Source organism: Bacteroides sp. NSJ-39, from assembly GCF_014287315.1.
Lineage (GTDB): Bacteria > Bacteroidota > Bacteroidia > Bacteroidales > Bacteroidaceae > Bacteroides > Bacteroides finegoldii.
The window spans coordinates 85,547-104,493 of record NZ_JACOOB010000017.1; the positions used below are offsets into that span (position 1 = coordinate 85,547).

Below are 18,947 nucleotides of genomic sequence, written 5' to 3' on the forward strand. Positions count from 1 at the left end.
AAAAATGACTATAACGGAAAACATTCGAAAAGAGTTACAGACTTTAGTAGATTCCAAGTATCAGGAGTTCCATTCTGCCCTAGTTCCCGGGACGGAAAATATTCTAGGTGTACGCATTCCACAACTGAGAGTAATGGCTAAAGAAATAGCCAAAAGAGATGATTGGCGTATATTCATCGAGGCAACCGATACCAAGTTTTATGAAGAAGCTATGCTTCAAGGAATGGTTATCGGACGATCTAAAACGGCACTTGACGAACAAATGAAATACGTAAAGAGATTTGTTCCCCGCATCGATAATTGGGCAGTTTGTGACATATTTTGCGGCGAGCTGAAGACTGCCGTAAAAAAAGGAAAAGAAACAGTATGGCAATTTATACAGCCTTATTTAAAATCCCCCCAAGAATTCGAGTTACGTTTCGGAATTGTAATGCTTTTCCATTATATAGATGAAGAACATATTGACCTACTGTTGAAATACGCCGACTCATTCTGCCATGACGCTTATTATGCACGTATGGCTATAGCTTGGATGATATCAATCTGTTTCGTTAAGTTCCCCGAAAAGACAATGGAACATCTGAAACATAGTAAGCTGGATAACTGGACCTACAATAAATCATTACAGAAAACGATCGAATCTCTCCGCGTAGATAAAAGAACTAAAGATGTTCTTCGAAGTATGAAAAGGCGTTAATCTGCGTTTTGTTATTCATTATGACCTCTTTATCTTTTTCCTTCTACTTCTGCGTCTCTGCTGCTTACGGCGACTGTAACGTTGCCATCTCTTATAAATCATCCAACCACTCATCAAGGCAACGACAACAAAAATAAGGATAGTGATACCGACTCCCAGATTATCTCCTTTGATACGCGACCAAATATCAAGAACTTCTTTTGTCTTATCACCAAAATCACGAATCATGGCACAACGTTCCACTACTTTGCGATCCGGATATTGTATCTTATCAATCTGTATACTATCGGCATCCAGCCCAAAGAAATAACTCAAGTCGGAAAAATATGTGAGAGTGGTGTCTTGCTTTTCTTCCAAAATCTCAGGAGTAGCAACCGAACTTACATAGCCGCAGAAATCCATATTGCGCAAAGCAATGTCCGGACGGCACATGAAGTTAATAAAATAACTGGCTGCTTTCGGATTCTTCGCATATTTAGGAATCACCCAACCATCGTACCATATATTACTCCCCTCTTCAGGAACCACATAATCCAAGTCCACTCCTACCGCATTGGCTTCCTCAATTGCCCATATCGCATCACCACTCCACGTCATATTCAGCCAGGCTTTGTTTTTTGTCATCATTTCCTTGCCAAAGTCCGCTTCCCAGCCGGCAATATTCGGTTTCAACTCTTTCAGATATTTCTCCGCCAACTCCATCGCACGCGGAGAGTAATCGTTCATCAGTTCCTCCACCGTCACCGTTCCTTCTTCCAACTCTTTCGCATGGGCATAAATGATAGCAGTACCGTATGCATCACGATAACTATCTTTCATCAGTATTTTTCCGGCATACTTCCTATTCCAAAGACACTCCCATGAGGTTGCGACCGAATCGGGAATATATGCACGGTTATACAGGATTCCTGCTGTTCCCCACATATAACATACCGCATAACGGCTCGCTTCCTCTCCCGGTTGGCTCAGCTTATTGATTTGCTCACGGATAAATGGAGCTACATTCTGCATATAATTAGGAGAATGGGCAAAATTCGTATCAATGGGCAAAAGCAAATGTTTCTTCAACATACGCTCAATAATATATTCCGAAGGGCATACCACATCGAAGTCCTCATGGCCTTTCTCTATCTTTGTCAACATGATTTCGTTGATGTCGAATGTCTGATAAACGATACGGATATTCTCCCCCGTCTGCTCCTTATAATACGCTTGAAAATCTTCGAGTACACTATCTCCGATATAATCCGCCCAATTATAAATCTTGAGAATCCGCTCACGGGGCTCGCCGGAGTTGTAACACCCGGCCAAACTCAACACTAACAGGATAACAGGAATTATCTTTTTCATCTTATTTACGTAGTAGTACATTTAGTAATCCGTTAATCTTTTTTCTTCGCTTTCCCTGCCCGGTAATTAATCGCAATAAGCAATGCCAGCACTACAACAAAAATAATGGCTGAAAGCGGGCGAAGTTCCGGTGTCAGCCCTCCTTTACGGGCATCGGCATAAATATAGGTAGAAAGCGTCTCCAATCCTTGATTGCCGATGGTAAATACAGTCACGGCAAAATCATCAATAGACAGAGTCAATGCCAGCATGAATCCACTAATCATCCCCGGACGAATCTCAGGAACAATCACTTTCCACAGGGCTTGCATAGGAGTAGCTCCCAAATCGAGGGCAGCCTCATAAATATTCGGGTTCATCTGTTTCAGACGAGGTAAAACGCTCAACACAACGTATGGTGTACAAAAAGTGATATGAGCAAGCACTACGGTAGTATATCCTTGCGTGATCCCCACTGAAACGAACAAAAGGAAAAGCGAAATACCGGTAATAATATCTCCATTCAGAATAGGAATACTATTCACAAAACCAATCGCCTTACGCGAACGGGATTTCATGTTAAAGATGCCGATAGCGGCCACACTCCCCAACAACGTAGAGGCGGTTGCAGCAAGCAGAGCGATAGTGATCGTATTAATCAAGGCATTCATCAAAGAGTGATGTGTGCCCGTAGTGAAAAGCGAGGTATAAAGCTTAGTGGAAAAGCCCGTCCAGTTGCCCAGTACTTTTGCTTCGGTAAATGAATAGATGACAATAATCACAATAGGAGAATAAAGCAACAACAGCAATATCCATAAATAAGCCTGAGCCAGTATCTTCTTTACCATAATCCTCCTCCTTCGTTAGCGTTATCTTTATCATCCGTACTGAACAAGGAAGTAGCTGCAATCAGCAACAGCATGATAAGCGAAAGCGCCGCCCCGTAGTTCCACATACTATTATTGATATTCTCCTGAATCGTTGTACCGAAAAGTTTGATATTGTTCATTGTCAACAGTTCGGCAATGGCAAAAGTCGAAATCGTCGGCATAAACACCATCATGATACCACTCATGACTCCCGGCATAGAAAGTGGAAGAACCGCTTTCAGAAAGACTTGCAGAGGATTGGCTCCCAAATCTTGCGCAGCCTCAATATAACTATGATCCATCTTCTGCAAAGTGTTGTAGATAGGATAAATCATGAAAGGGATAAAATTGTAGACCATACCGAATATCAATGCCCCCTCACCCAGCGGCACACTGAAAAAGTCGAATAAGGCAACAGTAGCTAACGTACGCACCAGGATATTTACCCACATCGGCAGGATAAACAGAACCACCATCGTTTTAGAACGGTTCAGTTTACTGTTACTCAATATCCAAGCTGCGGGATACCCTAACAAAATACAAACAATAGTAGTGATAATAGCAATACCGATAGAGTAGACAAAGGTATTGATAGCTTCGGGATGTTCGAAGAATTTCTGAAAGTTGGCGAGCGTCAAATGACCGTTATCATCAGTAAATGCATACACAACAATTAAGAACAACGGTATGACCACAAAGATCGCTGAAAAAATAATGTAAGGGAGAGTCCAACTCTTACGTGATGACAAAAACACTAAAAACCTCTTATTCACTTCCTTTCCTGTTAATCGGTTATTTTAACTACACGAATGGCATCCGGGGGGATAGTGATACCTACGCGGTCGCCATCGTCCCATACATCATTCGTATCTACAAACACATTCTCGTCCCAGTCGGACAACACAGTCAAATGATAATGATCTCCCTTATAAAGGATAAACTTCACCTCACCTGTCAACGCCCCGTCTTCCTCGTTATCCTGAAGAATCACTTTATCAAAGTCTACTTCCACCTTAACGTTTGTGTCAGGTTCTATGTTTTCCACCGGAGTACATTCAAAGCTACAGCCAAGAAATTCCACATGAGTAGCATCCAGCATTTTCCCTTCGAAAGTATTGCATACACGCTCTTTCTTCATGATATGAATATCAAACGGTTTTACCAGCAGCCCCACTTCCACTCCTACTTCAAAATGATGATAATCCTGCACAAGGAATTCATAACCACCACAAAGTACCGTCATTTCATAATGTACACCTTTGAATATGGAAGTCTCCACCACTCCGGTCAATTGTGCCATGTCGGATACTGGGAAAATATACAAGTCTTCGGGACGGATCACGACATCTACCGGAACATTCTCACCAAACCCCTCGTCTACACATTCGAACTCCGTGCCACAGAAACGAACGAGTTTATCATGAATCATTGTACCATTCAAGATGTTACTTTCTCCGATAAAATCCGCCACAAACGAGTTGATAGGCTCATTATAAATATCGATCGGCGTACCTATCTGCTGAATCTTTCCTTCGCTCATCACAACAATCGTGTCGCTCAGCGTAAGCGCTTCTTCCTGGTCGTGAGTGACGTACACAAACGTAATTCCTAAAGATTTATGCATTTCCTTGAGCTCCATTTGCATATCCTTACGCATTTTCAGGTCAAGTGCCGCCAAAGGTTCATCCAAAAGTAATACTTCCGGCTCATTGACAATGGCACGGGCAATAGCGACACGTTGTTGCTGGCCACCGGAAAGAGAATCAACATCACGATATTCATAATCCGTCATCCCTACCATCTTCAAAGCTGCTTTCACTTTCTTCTGAATGGTCTGTTTCGGTGTTTTCTTCAGCTTCAAGCCGAAAGCAATATTGTCATATACATTCAAATGCGGAAACAGGGCATATTTCTGAAACACCGTGTTCACCGGACGCTTATGGGGAGGAGTTTGTGTTATTTCCTTACCCGAAATTCGGATCTCGCCCTCTGAAGCTGTCTGGAAACCGGCTATGAGACGTAACAATGTGGTTTTTCCGCAACCGGAAGGTCCAAGTATCGTGACAAACTCGCCCTTCTTCACGTTCAGACTCACATCATCCAATGCCGTTTTCTCGCCAAAATACTTCGATACATGGCTCACCTCAATGATGGATTTATCTTCTTGCATATTCATACTAAAGTTTGGGTTGCAAAGGTACACATTTCTGCGGTTTTCACCTACGTGTTAATCTAATATAACAGTGTTTTTCGAGGCCAGATAGAAAAATAATCTATCTTTGCATAAATATTTATTCACTAATCTTACAAAAGCATGAAAAAATTAAGTTATTTAGTCATTGCAACGGCAGCTTTAGGTATGGTAGCTTGTACCGGTGGAAACAAAGCCGGCTATGTTGTTACAGGTACAGTAGAAGGTGCAGCCGATGGTGACACCGTTTATCTTCAAGAAGCTAATGGTAGAAATCTGATCAAACTCGATACAGCTGTGATCTCTAAGGGTACGTTTACTTTCGAAGGAACACAAGATTCGGTAGTAAGCCGTTATGTCACTTGCGAAGTAAACGGAGAACCGTTGATGATTGATTTCTTCCTCGAAAACGGAAAGATCAATATTGCCTTAAGCAAAAAAGATGACTCTGCTACCGGTACAGCCAACAATGACGCTTACCAGGAACTCAGAGGACAGATCAATGATATCAGCAAAAAGATGAATGCCATCTATGAAGCAATGGGTGACACTACATTAAGTGACGAACAAAAAGAAGCGAAACAGAAAGAAGGCGCTCAATTGGAGGAACAATATGACAATGCTATCAAAGAAGCTGTAAAAAAGAATATTACTAACCCAGTAGGAGTATTCTTGTTCAAACAGACTTTCTACAACAATTCCACTGCCGAAAATACAGAATTGCTGGAACAAATCCCGGCTAATTTTCAGAACGATGAAGCAATCGTGAGAATAAAAGAGCTGACTGACAAGCAGAAAAAAACTGCCGTTGGTACGAAATTCATTGATTTCGAGATGAAGACTCCAGATGGAAAACCTGTAAAACTATCGGATTACGTAGGTAAAGGTAAAGTGGTATTGGTTGACTTCTGGGCAAGCTGGTGCGGTCCTTGCCGTCGTGAAATACCTAACCTGGTAGAGACTTATGCCAAATATAAAGGTAAAAACTTCGAAATCGTAGGTGTATCTCTCGACCAGGATGACGCTGCATGGAAAGATGCCATCAAAAAGCTGAACATGACTTGGCCGCAAATGTCCGACCTTAAATTCTGGCAGAGTGAAGGTGCACAACTTTATGCTGTAAACAGTATTCCTCACACTGTTTTGATTGACGGCGAAGGTACTATTATCGCACGTGGTCTCCATGGAGAAGAACTACAAGCCAAAATAGCAGAAGTTGTAAAATAAGTCACCGCTATTAATCTGTGGTGGAACAGACTGTGTTGAAGCTCTTTGTAGCAAACAGAAAAAATTTAGCCCCTGCATCCTCAGAGATTGCAGGGGCTAATTTTTATATCTAAAGTAGCAGGGAGAATCCTCCCCCCTACCTTACATTTTCAATTAAACGAACCAGCGAACATAGCAGAAGTCCTGACGATGTGGAAGTTCTGGATTTTTTGGGAACATACGGTAAGACACCTTGAAGCTACCTGCATTCGACAGGCTATGTTTAACCTGGAATGTATACAAGTCGCCTTCTTTCTTTATCACATTAAACGGCTCTACCGAGTAAACATGTTGTTTACCGTCTGCAGTCGTATAAGTAGTAACCAATTCCAGTCCTACTGCATCATTCAGACCTTTTTCATCGATTACATAAGTGATTGTATATTCTTTTCCGCTTTCGATATCGCCTTTCTTCAGTTCTTCTACCTTATCGCAAGATACGATTTCGATAGAATCCCATTTAGCAACCACTTCCTCTTTCCATGCTGCGATTTCTTTCGCTTTCGCATTGTCATTGGCAGCCAAAGCGTGGAAACGTTTTGCTTGCTTGCAATAGAATTTGCTATAATAGTCATCCAATTGACGCTTCATTGTATAATGAGGAGCGATTTGTGCGATAGAATTCTTCACAACTTTAATCCAGCCTTCAGAATATCCCTTCTTGTTACGAGCATAATACAACGGCAGGATTTCCGTTTCAAGGATACTGTAAATAGTAGCAGCATCCAACTGGTCTTGATGTTCCTGATTCTGGTAAGTACGTTTTTCAGTCAACGCCCAACCTGCACCTTCACGGTAACCTTCCAGCCACCATCCGTCTAATACAGAGAAGTTAACAACACCATTCATCAAAGCTTTTTCACCGGATGTACCGGATGCTTCCAACGGACGAGTCGGAGTATTCAACCAGATATCAACTCCGGAAACCAAACGACGAGCCAACTGCATATCGTAGTTTTCGAGGAAGATAATCTTACCCAAAAATTCCGGACGGCGAGAGATCTCGATAATACGCTTAATCAAACCCTGTCCTGCTCCATCGTGCGGATGAGCCTTACCTGTAAACAGGAACTGAACCGGATAGTCAGGATTGTTCACAATCTTAGAAAGACGTTCCAAGTCGGTGAACAACAGATGCGCACGCTTGTAAGTAGCAAAACGACGACCGAAACCGATCAGCAATGCATTTGGATTGATTTTATCCATCAATGAAACGATACGCGAAGGATCTCCCTGATTCTTCAGCCAAGTATCGCGGAATGACTTACGGATGTAGTCAACCAACTTATTCTTCATGGTCATACGAGTCTGCCAGATCTCCTCATCAGGCACATTGTAGATAGCTTCCCAAATCTTAGGATTAGACTGGTCGAACCAGAAGTTTTCATTGAAATATTTAAAGTACAATTTCTTCCATTCCGTTGCGCTCCAAGTCGGGAAGTGAACACCATTCGTCACATATCCCACATGGCTTTCTTCCGGGAAGTAACCTTTCCAGATAGAAGAGAACATTTCCTGAGACACTTTGCCGTGCAGCCAGCTTACACCGTTCACCTCCTGAGAAGTATTGCAAGCAAAAACAGACATACAGAAACGTTCGCCCTTGTCACCGGCATTGTTACGTCCCAAATCCATCAGGTCGTCCCAAGTGATACCCATTTTAGCAGGATAACCACCCATATATTTGCCAAACAGACCTTCATCGAAATAGTCGTGACCGGCAGGAACCGGAGTGTGAACCGTATAAAGAGAAGAAGCACGAACCAACTCGATAGCTTGATTGAAAGTCAATCCGGTAGCTACATAATCACAGATGCGTTGAACATTGATCAGTGCAGCGTGTCCCTCGTTACAATGATAAATATCTTTCTTGATACCTAGTGCTTTCAAAGTCAGGATACCACCGATACCCAACAGGATTTCCTGTTTCAAACGGTTTTCCCAATCCCCACCATAGAGCTGGTGAGTGATAGGACGGTCGAACTCGCTGTTCATTTCATTATCCGTATCCAGCAGATACAGAGAGATACGTCCTACATTTACACGCCACACGTTAGCATGAACATAATAATCCAGATAAGGAACGTCTACTACCAATGGCTTGCCGTCTGCATCGAGCACACGGTCGATAGGAAGCTGTCCGAAGTTCTGTGCTTCATAATTAGCAATCTGCTGTCCATCCATAGACAAAGTTTGCGTAAAGTAACCGTAGCGATACAAGAAACCTACCGCACACAAATCAACATTGCTGTCGGAAGCTTCTTTCAGATAGTCACCGGCCAATACACCCAGACCACCGGAATATATTTTCAGGACACTGCTCAGACCATATTCCATACTGAAATAGGCAACAGAAGGACGCTGGCTATCCGGCTTCACATCCATGTAGTCTCTAAATTTCGTATAAACTTCATTCATCCTTCTCAGAATCACCTTGTCTTTTGTCAAAGCTTCCAGCTTTTCATAGCTCATGCGTTCCAACAACAGCACAGGGTTCTGTCCACATTCTTTCCAAAGTTCCGGATCTAGATCTCTAAACAGTTCTGTCGCTTCAAAATTCCATGCCCACCAAATGTTGCGTGCAATTTCAGACAACTTCTCCAACTCTACCGGTATACGTGATTTCACAGTAACCTCTTTCCAGTTGGGAATATTCACATTACTAACTTTGATTTTCATAATGTTTTTTAATTAACTTATTGATAATAAATTTTCTCTTAACTAAGTTGACGCTTCATTGCATTGCGCAAAGCAATGTCATAAGCCTCATAATAATATTGTATAAAGTGTTTCCACAAAGCCTGTTCCGCTACTTCTGCGGCACGCTTGCGGATTTCCTTCACTTCTTTTTCTGTCTTATCGGCAAATAGTGTAATTGTATCTTTAATACCATCCGCCACTTCCGAATAATTATAGTCCGAACGGCGCAGCACCTCCACTCCATCGTTAATGCCTCGTTGGTTCTTCAGGCTATTTACCCAAAGTCCGAATCCGGCCAGATCTGTAGTGATTGTCGGCACATGGAATGCAACGCTTTCCAACGGAGTATACCCCCACGGTTCATAATAAGAAGCATATACGCTCAAATCCTGTCCGAGCAATATATCATAATAATCCTTATTCATGATACCGTCACGACCATCCAAGTAGCAAGGAACGAATACCACCTTCACTTTATCCTCCGGACGGTTGCCCATTCCAAGATATTTCAGCATATCCAACACCTGGTCATGCGTCATGTTATGCAGCCAATGGGTAATGAACGGCACTTCAAGCGGAGTATCAAAACTCTTCTTACTTTTCAGACGTTCCTGCAAATCTTCACGCGGATCACCTACCCAACCGGGGACATTGATAAACGCCAGCACATTCTTATGCAAGTTCTTATCCCTGTTCAGGCGGTTCAACGATTCCAGAAATACGTCGATTCCCTTATTCTTAAACTCATATCTTCCACTGGTTCCCACAATTAACGTATCATCGCCCAGATTTGTTCCCAACAATTTGTTCGCTACATTCAACATCAAGGTACGCGCACGTTTACGCTTTCCGGTGAATGTACCTCCTTTCGGCACAAAGTCATCCTCGAAACCGTTCATAAGGATTACATCTGCCGGTTTATCCAGCAATTCCTTACATTCGTTGTTGGTAATTTCGCTTACTGTCGTAAAGCAATCCACATAATGCGCTGTCTGCTTTTCAATCGAATGCTTCGACTGCATATTCAGTTCCTGAGCCATCTGGTCACCATTGTAAGCAAATAGATAATCATACAACGGTTTGTTGTTACCAGCAATTGAACGGCCGATAGAAGTAGCGTGGGTTGTAAAAATAGTAGCCACCTCAGGCACAGCTTCCTGTACATAAAGCGCTCCCATTCCGGTCATCCATTCGTGAGCCTGGTATACCACCTTATCCGTCTCTGTCAAGTTATAACGATAGAAACTCTCTACCACTTTTCCCGCAGCGTACGAAAACATGGAAGCTTCGTCGTAATCGCCATAAGCGTGCAACGAATCTACTTGATAACGATTCCACATTTCAGTGTATATATCGTTCTTTTTCTCAAAAAAAGGTTGGAAATCAACAAGAATGACTATGGGTTCACCGGGGATATTCCATCGTCCGACACGAACAGAAAGTTCATCTTTCTCAAGCGCATGCTTCTTCCAAGCAGCACACAGATTATCCGACTCGATGAACAGAGGGTTTTCCTTTCCTTGCCACACATCGGGACCTATGAAAAAAATTCTGTCACGAAACTTTTCCTGCAATGTATTTGCCCGGGTCGACAAGACCGTATATATCCCTCCTACTTTATTACATACTTCCCAGCTGGACTCGAAGATATAATCGGGGGTTAATAAATCTTTTACCATATAATATATTAAAACTCTTTTTAGTATGCGGGTGCAAAAGTACACATTATTCTTTGAAAAATAATACTTTATGCAAAAAAGATGAGTTAAGAAGAAGAAAGAAAGAACCTCATCCAGTAAAAAAAGAATATCCCCCTGCATATGCAAAGCTCCATATACAGGGGGATTGAATGTTTTTTATTAGGAATATTCCTGCAGAAAAAATTATGCTAATGCACTACCGATCAAGAAGGTTGCAGCTAGAGCAACGATAGCATAAAGTTCCGGGAATACAGCAAGAATCAATGTGTTGCTAAATACATTGTGTCCCTGACCGATAGCAGCGATACCGTTTGCACAAACCTGTCCTTGACGGATAGCCGAGAACAAAGCCACCAAGCCTAAAGCAATACCTGCACCCAAAACGGCAGACGCCTGAATAGCTGTAATCTCAGGAGTTAAAATACCAAAAATAGTTTGGAACATAAAATAACCGGCAAAACCGTAAAGTCCCTGTGTACCCGGAAGGGCTGTCAATACAAGGAAGTTACCGAATGCACTGTCGTTCTTTTTCAATGCTCCGATAGCAGCGTTACCTGCAATAGTTACTCCGTAAGCACTACCAATGCCCGACAAACCAACCATAACCGCGATGCCAATATAGGCAATAAACAAATTCATTTCCATAATCTTATTCTATTTTTATTGTTTAATTCTTAAAATATTAATTTTTAATTTTTAAAAGGTTTGTACTCTTTACCGCCTCCTTCGTATCCGGAATTCTTGAAAAACTCGACAAACGTCAGACGCATCGGGTGAACCATTGCACCGAGTACATTCATAAAGATATTGATGGCATGACCGATAACGAATATCAGTACCATCACGATAGGACCTGCTATTACATTATCCGGACTCATACCTACTGCCAGACTGTTGAACACTCCTGCCAGAATACCTCCGGAAAGTCCGAGAGCAAACAGACGGACGTATGACAGGACATCACCCAACAAACCGGTAGCCATATTGTACGAATCCCACAACCCCAGTCCGATATTCAGGAAAATGTTCTTTCCCGGACTGTTGTAAAGGAAGATCATAGCAGCCGAAATTCCCAGAATGATAAGGTGCACTGTGCCTCCCATCGGCATTACTTCCGGTAACAGAGCCGAAACAGCCATCGAAACCAACAAAATAATCCATCCTATTGTCGCCACCGCATATTTGAAGCCAAACTGAATCGTCTGATTTACCGCTTTCAGCACCATGCCGAACAAAATCTGGACAGCACCCAAAATCAACGACAACTGGAACATATCATTGTTATCCATCAGAACAGCGTGTTTCAAACGTTGAACGATAGGCCAGTCCAGATCGTAAATATTCGCTCCGAAGAACGTACCCGTCAGCAAACCGCAGAAGAAGGTCGAAACAGCCAATACTTGTATCAATGACAAGATTGATTTTGTAGACGGAGTCAGTTTCTTCGCTATCAACCGATATGCCGTAGCTCCCAAGAACAGAAATAAACCATATCCCGAATCTCCTAGACAAAGTCCAAAGAAAATCATAAAGAACGGAGCAAAGAACGGTGTCAAGTCCAGCTCATTATATTTCGGAAGCATATACAATTTACAAATCGGTTCAAACCAGGCAAAGAATCCTTTGTTGTTCAATCGGATAGGAACATTATCGCCCGGAACCGGATCAGTAATTTCATAATACACATGTGCGTCATTCAGGTAAGCCTCGATTTCCACTTGACTGAATGCAGGAGCCCATCCTTCAATCAACATCAGTTTATCACCGGCGGCCTGTTCGGAACTCAGCACGACTTTAGAGAATTCAATCTGTCCCTGCAATTCTTTCAAGGCAGCCTTCAAAGAAGGAATTTCCGTCTCAGACAATGCAACGAGCTTCTTCTCATTCTCTTCGATCGCCTGTTCCGTCGTATCATACATCGTTTCAAGGCGTGCCAAAGAGTATGCTGGAAGTTTTGCCTGCTCCACATCCAAGTCCACCTCCTGTCCGGCTTTCGTTACCGTGACAAAGAATACTTTGGAAGAAATACGGTTCACAATCATCGCATTGTATTCCGTCTCCCACTCTTCTTTGTAGTTTCCTTCCGAGCAGCTATAAAAACCGATCACATAACCAGCATCTTTCAATTTCTGAATATCTGTCGGCTCAAAGTTTCCCCACGCTTCCAACGCTTCTTTTTCTTTCGCATAGCTTTGTAGCTGTTGAGACAACTTCCCGTGTTCCGTTTGCAAAGTATCCACTTCATCCAACACTTGCATCCCGCGTCCGGCTGTTCCACCTTCCGTTGCAATCACGGCATTCTTCTCATGCTTCTGATTCTGGAGCAACTTCATTGTAGCTGCCAGGCGGTTGGAAAGACGGATATTCTCCTGCAGTTCCGTGTTATCGGCAACCCCTTGCTGTTTTTCCACAATGTGGACTACACCAAGTTCACGCAGACTGTTCAGAAAATCTTCGTACTCCTTGTGATAAACCAGGAATGTGAGTTTCTTCATTTTCGTAATCATGCCTCTACCTCCTTCCTTTTTTCCTGATGGGACTTCATGATCTTTTGCGAAGACTTCGACAGATTCTCTTCATCTTCCATAAATCGCTTGATCTTTCGCAATGCATCCTGATAGCCCGGTATCTGTACCTTCTCAAAAAGATTCACTTTCTGAGTGGTCTTTTTCCTTGCATGTTCTAACAAATTCAGCTTGGCGAGCATAAATTCACGTTCAATGGCCGTATGTGCAAGCTCTTCCAACAAGTGTATACCGTCGGCATACCATTTGGGAGCGTTAAACATACTGTACGGACGTATCTCGAACTCTACATTTTCGAGCAACGGCACGCGCACACCCGCAATTTTCTTCACGCCAAGATGAACATCATTCACCTTTATTAATGAAGCATCAAACTCATTCCAAAGGGCGAACATGGCTTCATAGGCTTGAATCTGTTCTTCGAGCCTATCCTCCAGATCGGCAGCTTCCGTTTTACAGCGTTTCACTTCCATGCGGAGGGCGCTTTCCTTATTCTTGATGATAGGAAGCGTGCGCACCCGCACTTTCAGTTGCTTTTCGAGCTGCTGAAGAGAGGTCTTGTTATATTGAAACTTTATAGCCACGTTGTCAATTACTAATTATAAATTATTAATTACAAGTTTATTATTATTCGCCTTTTGGCCAGTATTGATCCACCAAGTCTTTCTTGATATTTACTTCTTCCGGACGGAAGTACTTGCCGAACAAGCCCCAAGCCACATCCAGCATTTCAGTAGTATCCAGATTGACATCGATAGCCAACAACTGATTGGAATAATCTTTTGCAAAAGCCAGCGTACGCTCGTCGTAGTTCGTCAAGTCGAAACCGTTTTCCATCTTTGTCTTGGCGTTAGCAGCGTCGGCATACAGACGTACAGCGGCATTCATCACCTGTGGATGGTCTTTACGCGTCTTTTTTCCGGTAACCAACTGTTTCAAACGAGACAATGAACGGAACGGGTCAACAATAACCTTACCGATATCACTGTCACGACGCAAGAACAACTGACCTTCGGTGATGTAACCCGTATTATCAGGTACAGCGTGTGTAATATCTCCACCGGACAACGTAGTCACTGCGATAATAGTAATTGAACCACCGGAAGGGAACTGCACCGCTTTTTCGTAAATCTTTGCCAAATCCGAATAAAGCGAACCCGGCATAGAGTCTTTCGAAGGAATCTGATCCATACGGTTGGATACGATAGCCAACGCATCGGCGTAACTGGTCATATCCGTCAACAGTACCAAGACTTTCTCATTATTGTTTACAGCGAAATACTCGGCTGCAGTCAATGCCATATCCGGAATCAACAGACGTTCCACCGGAGGATTCTCGGTCGTATTCATAAAACTCACGATACGATCGAGCGCACCGGCATTAGAGAACACATTCTTAAAGTACAGGTAGTCATCATTCGTCATACCCATACCGCCGAGAATAATCTTATCCGTTTCGGCACGCAACGCCACGTTTGCCATAACCTGGTTGAAAGGCTGGTCCGGGTCGGCGAAGAACGGAATCTTCTGACCGGACACCAACGTATTGTTCAAATCGATGCCGGCAATACCTGTTGCAATCAGTTCCGACGGCTGTTTACGTCGAACCGGATTCACAGAAGGTCCGCCAATCTCCACTTCCTGGCCTTCAATTTCCGGACCTCCGTCGATCGGATCACCGAAAGCATTGAAGAAACGTCCTGCCAACTGCTCACTTACTTTCAATGTCGGTGATTTTCCGAGAAACACTACTTCGGCATTGGTCGGAATACCTTCCGTACCCTCAAATACCTGCAAAGTGACATCGTCACCGGCAATCTTAACCACCTGCGCCAGTTTACCATCCACAGTGGCAAGCTCGTCATACCCTACTCCCGTCGCTTTCAGCGAACAGGTAGCTTTGGTAATCTGAGTAATCTTGGTATATATCTTTTGAAAAGCTTTTGTTGCCATCTTTGATAATTAAAAATTATAAATTTAAGATTATGAATTGATACTTCTTTCGGCAATCAGTTCTTTCAGTTGTTGCCGGAATCCTTCATACTGCTCAGACTTGAACTTAGAATAGTTCATCTGCTTACAGATATTAATCATCTTCTTGAAGTAATCCATTACTTCGTTGAAGTTATCAAATTCAAACTCCGTATGACAAATGTCAATTACCATGTTCAGAATATCTTCCTGACGTTCCATCGGAGTTACCGCATCAATTTCGTCGAATGCATCCTGCTGCAGAATAACAAAGTCGATCAATTCCGATTTCCAGAAAATAACGTGATATTCTACCGGTACACCATCGTCACCAAGAATATTGATCTGCTCGGCAATTTCTTTACCACGCTGCAAACGTGTTTTCAGTTCATTGACCTTACCAATCCATTCACCGTTGATGTGCTCTTTGATGTATGCTTCAAATTCCGGATATTCGATATATTTAGAATAAGAATCGATCGGATTCACAGCCGGATAACGTTTCTTATCGGCACGGTCCTGTTCCAAAGCATAGAAACAACGTGCTACTTTCTTCGTATTTTCAGTCACAGGCTCTTTCAAGTTACCACCGGCAGGAGATACCGTACCGATGAAAGTAATCGAACCTGTTTCGTCATTGTTCAGTTTCACATATCCCGCACGACCGTAGAAGTTGGAGATGATAGCCGAAATATCCATCGGGAAAGCATCCGGACCAGGCAACTCCTCCATACGGTTGGACATCTCACGCAGAGCCTGCGCCCAACGGGAAGTTGAGTCAGCCATCAACAGAACCTTCAGTCCCATTGAACGATAATATTCCGCCAGTGTCATTGCTGTATATACGGAAGCCTCGCGGGCAGCCACCGGCATATTGGAAGTATTAGCTATGATAATGGTACGTTCCATCAACTTACGTCCGGTATGCGGGTCAACCAGTTCCGGGAACTCCGTAAAGATTTCCACCACCTCATTGGCACGTTCACCACAAGCTGCAATAATTACGATATCCGCTTCCGCCTGTTTGGAAATGGCATGCTGAAGTACGGTCTTACCTGTACCGAAGGGTCCGGGAATAAAGCCGGTACCACCTTCCACAATCGGATTCAATGTATCGATTACACGTACCCCCGTCTCCAACAATTTGAAAGGACGCGGCTTTTCCTTATAGTTCGTCATGGCACGTTTCACCGGCCATCTCTGAATCATAGTAACAGGAATATCGTTTCCTTCCTCATCTGTCAAGACTGCAATCGTATCTTCTATCTTATAATCACCTTCCGGCATGATTGTTTTCACGGTAGCCGTTCCTTTCATCGTGAACGGAGCCATCATCTTCAACGGCTGAAAGTTCTCGTCCACCTGCCCCAGCCATGCGGAAGCCTGCACTTTATCACCTGCATTTACCAACGGTACGAAGTGCCATACACGCTCTTTATCCAATGGATATGTATATTGTCCTCTTTTCAGGAAAACGCCATCCATTTTGTCAAGGTCATTTTGCAGACCGTCGTAGTTTTTCGATAACATACCCGGACCTAACGTCACTTCGAGCATGTGTCCTGTAAATTCGGCTTCAGCACCCACTTTCAATCCACGTGTACTTTCAAACACCTGGACATATACATGTGAACCTACAACCTTAATCACCTCCGCCATCAACTTATCGCCGCCGGTCGAGATATAACAAATCTCATTCTGAGCTACCGGTCCGTCAACGACGAGGGTCACCATGTTGGCAATAACGCCACTAACAGTTCCTTTTGTTGCCATATATTTTTAATAATTTATTATCTGAATTCTGCAGGAATCTGCACTTCGTTCTTTAGTGATTCGATGATACTCCTGAACAATTGATTTCCTCTTTCCTTATCCAATGAAATCCACCGTTCAATCATTTCCAGCTTTAACAAGAAAGCGAAAATACGTTCAATGGTGAAATAATCGAAGAAGGTAGCATCTTCCATCCAGTTCCACCGCAAAGTGTCGAGCTTCTTCTCACGTTCCACCAATTCTGTAATCTCACTGATTTTCACCAACGACTCAAAAACATCCACCTCACCGGACAGTCCGAAATCACGGGCGCTCGATGTACGTAATGCCTCGCATACCTCCGTATTTCCTACAATATTGGAGGCAATATCCCACTTGAATTTACGACAGGTAAATGCAACAAGAATATTATTGATGTTGAGGTTGAATTCAAACCAGGCGGAAACAAATTTATTTCCACATCTCATAGCATATTCGTAATACAATGCAGCCAAATAATCTTCCTGCAATACCGTACTTTCAGCCGGTGTATTCAAATAATCAACGATAAATGTAGAAAGATAAGCCGGGAAATCTTTCGGACTGATTTCTCCGCCTTCCCTTAGAATAGAAATATATTCGATAAGTTCTCCGGCAGAGTAGTTTCCCCGTTTGTCTATTTCCGCTTCTTTATCTTTGAGAAGTTTCAACACATTAGCATTATCAAACTTCAGATAAAACAAGTCGATCAACCTCCGGTCTGAAGCAGACAATCCGTTGTAGATTTCAGTTTTAAAATCAGCTACTGTGTAGCTCAGTTTACTGTCTTCCAGCGAAAGCTCCGGCAAACCTGCTACTAAGTAATAGTACTTACTACTCATAGTCGCTTTTTTTAAAATAGCATTTCTACTAACTGGGGACGCAAGAAAGCTTTGAAGTAATTCATGAATTCTTCTTCTCCGAAGTTCACTTTATAAGAACCGTCCGCCGGAGAAACAGTGAATAAAGTCTTGATACCGTTCACCTGCTGTATAGTCACTCCCTTATCCAACAATGCTTTTGCGTGAGCTGCAAAATACTTTTTCAGTGATTCCGCATCGGCAGTGGAAATAACAATGGGTTCATCCACACTCCATTTTGAAGCCAATGCAACGATAAACGCATTCAGATAATCTTTATCCTGAGCGAAGTCCTTCACAGAAGCAGTTACTAACTTGTCAGTTACCATAGTAGCAACCTCAGATTTGAGTGCATTTACAGCCTGACCGGCAAACAGTTTTAACTCTGATTTTGTATTTTCCACCAATTCGTCAGCAGATTTACGAGAGGAATTAACGATTGATTCTGCCTCTTTGCGTGCATCCTCAATAATTTTTTTTGCTTCTTCCTGAGCATTCGCGATAAGTCTCTGCGCTTCTTCGTTTCCTTTTTCCACGCCTTCACGATAAATCTTATCGGTCAACTCTTGAATTTTGTTTTCCATATCAACAGGAGTATTTAGTATTATTACTATATTAATTGTGTACCTTTCTTAGATTCTCGCCAAATTTACAAAAATCAATTTGATAAAAAAGAGAAAGATGGAAAGAAAAAAGGTAACCTTGCAAAAAAATCACAGTTATATACCAATTTTATTCCATTTTTTCCCTTTTCGTATAACAAAATGACATTTATATTACTCAAACGAGAAAGCAAATATAGTGAATCTAAAAGAGAGATGAAAACAAACAAATACCGAAACGGACAAACGGGACACTCAAACGGATATATCAAAGATTAAAAAACACAGAAAGCCCCTTGATTCGTTGCTGAATCAAGGGGCTTCTTAAAAAACGGCGGCTACCTACTCTCCCACTGTTACGCAGTACCATCGGCGTGACGAGGCTTAACTTCTCTGTTCGGAATGGGAAGAGGTGGAACCCTCGTGCTATAACCACCTGAATAAAT

At 42.7% G+C, this 18,947-nt stretch carries 15 protein-coding genes and 1 rRNA gene; 2 read left to right on the plus strand and 14 right to left on the minus strand.

All coding sequences use genetic code 11. The features are described 5' to 3' along the window. The first annotated feature begins 4 nt into the window (after nt 1–4). Nucleotides 5–697, plus strand: a complete 693-nt coding sequence (locus H8S63_RS16330; RefSeq protein WP_186927390.1) for a DNA alkylation repair protein — start codon at nt 5–7, stop codon at nt 695–697. Nucleotides 698–715: 18 nt separating this feature from the next. On the opposite strand, the gene H8S63_RS16335 is transcribed toward H8S63_RS16330, so the two are convergent. From H8S63_RS16335 to potA, 4 genes are read right to left on the minus strand one after another with little or no spacing between them, the layout of a single operon-like run. Next, complete coding sequence (locus H8S63_RS16335; RefSeq protein WP_186927391.1) at nt 716–2,047, minus strand: ABC transporter substrate-binding protein; 1,332 nt, start codon at nt 2,045–2,047, stop codon at nt 716–718. 32 nt (nt 2,048–2,079) lie between these two features. Then, nucleotides 2,080–2,874: an ABC transporter permease gene (locus tag H8S63_RS16340; RefSeq protein WP_007752003.1), complete on the minus strand. Its 795-nt coding sequence runs from the start codon at nt 2,872–2,874 to the stop codon at nt 2,080–2,082. Next, on the minus strand, nt 2,868–3,668 hold the full coding sequence (locus tag H8S63_RS16345) for an ABC transporter permease (protein WP_032839504.1): 801 nt from the start codon (nt 3,666–3,668) through the stop codon (nt 2,868–2,870). Before H8S63_RS16345 ends, H8S63_RS16340 begins: the two co-directional genes overlap by 7 nt. Before the next feature lie 11 nt (nt 3,669–3,679). Beyond that, nucleotides 3,680–5,071, minus strand: coding sequence for a polyamine ABC transporter ATP-binding protein (gene potA, locus H8S63_RS16350; RefSeq protein ID WP_186927392.1), 1,392 nt, complete (start codon nt 5,069–5,071; stop codon nt 3,680–3,682). A gap of 138 nt (nt 5,072–5,209) precedes the next feature. On the opposite strand from potA, the gene H8S63_RS16355 reads away from it, so the two are divergent. After that, the gene (locus H8S63_RS16355) at nt 5,210–6,313 is read left to right on the plus strand and encodes a TlpA disulfide reductase family protein (RefSeq protein WP_186927393.1); all 1,104 of its coding nucleotides are present in this window, start codon (nt 5,210–5,212) and stop codon (nt 6,311–6,313) included. A gap of 153 nt (nt 6,314–6,466) precedes the next feature. Here H8S63_RS16355 and H8S63_RS16360 read toward each other — a convergent pair whose 3' ends face one another. The 10 genes from H8S63_RS16360 to rrf all read right to left on the minus strand — a co-directional run bounded on the left by H8S63_RS16360 (nt 6,467) and on the right by rrf (nt 18,941). Beyond that, entirely contained in the window at nt 6,467–9,031 is a 2,565-nt protein-coding gene (locus H8S63_RS16360) for a glycosyltransferase family 1 protein (protein WP_007751977.1), read from the minus strand. Between the two features lie 38 nt (nt 9,032–9,069). Then, nucleotides 9,070–10,731 (minus strand): glycogen/starch synthase, encoded by a 1,662-nt coding sequence (locus tag H8S63_RS16365; protein ID WP_186927394.1) that lies wholly within the window; start codon nt 10,729–10,731, stop codon nt 9,070–9,072. Nucleotides 10,732–10,935: 204 nt separating this feature from the next. Then, the gene (locus H8S63_RS16370; protein ID WP_005675599.1) at nt 10,936–11,397 is read right to left on the minus strand and encodes a V-type ATP synthase subunit K; all 462 of its coding nucleotides are present in this window, start codon (nt 11,395–11,397) and stop codon (nt 10,936–10,938) included. A gap of 44 nt (nt 11,398–11,441) precedes the next feature. Then, on the minus strand, nt 11,442–13,259 hold the full coding sequence (locus H8S63_RS16375) for a V-type ATP synthase subunit I (RefSeq protein ID WP_055279796.1): 1,818 nt from the start codon (nt 13,257–13,259) through the stop codon (nt 11,442–11,444). After that, entirely contained in the window at nt 13,256–13,861 is a 606-nt protein-coding gene (locus H8S63_RS16380; protein WP_007751971.1) for a V-type ATP synthase subunit D, read from the minus strand. Before H8S63_RS16380 ends, H8S63_RS16375 begins: the two co-directional genes overlap by 4 nt. A 43-nt stretch (nt 13,862–13,904) precedes the next feature. Then, the gene (locus tag H8S63_RS16385) at nt 13,905–15,230 is read right to left on the minus strand and encodes a V-type ATP synthase subunit B (RefSeq protein WP_007751966.1); all 1,326 of its coding nucleotides are present in this window, start codon (nt 15,228–15,230) and stop codon (nt 13,905–13,907) included. Nucleotides 15,231–15,260: 30 nt separating this feature from the next. After that, nucleotides 15,261–17,021: a V-type ATP synthase subunit A gene (locus tag H8S63_RS16390; protein WP_007751965.1), complete on the minus strand. Its 1,761-nt coding sequence runs from the start codon at nt 17,019–17,021 to the stop codon at nt 15,261–15,263. Between the two features lie 17 nt (nt 17,022–17,038). Continuing rightward, nucleotides 17,039–17,881: a DUF2764 domain-containing protein gene (locus H8S63_RS16395; protein WP_007751958.1), complete on the minus strand. Its 843-nt coding sequence runs from the start codon at nt 17,879–17,881 to the stop codon at nt 17,039–17,041. 11 nt (nt 17,882–17,892) lie between these two features. After that, complete coding sequence (locus H8S63_RS16400; RefSeq protein WP_007751954.1) at nt 17,893–18,483, minus strand: V-type ATP synthase subunit E family protein; 591 nt, start codon at nt 18,481–18,483, stop codon at nt 17,893–17,895. A 347-nt stretch (nt 18,484–18,830) separates the two neighbouring features. Further along, nucleotides 18,831–18,941: ribosomal RNA gene (gene rrf, locus H8S63_RS16405) — 5S ribosomal RNA — on the minus strand. Between the last annotated feature and the right edge of the window lie 6 nt (nt 18,942–18,947).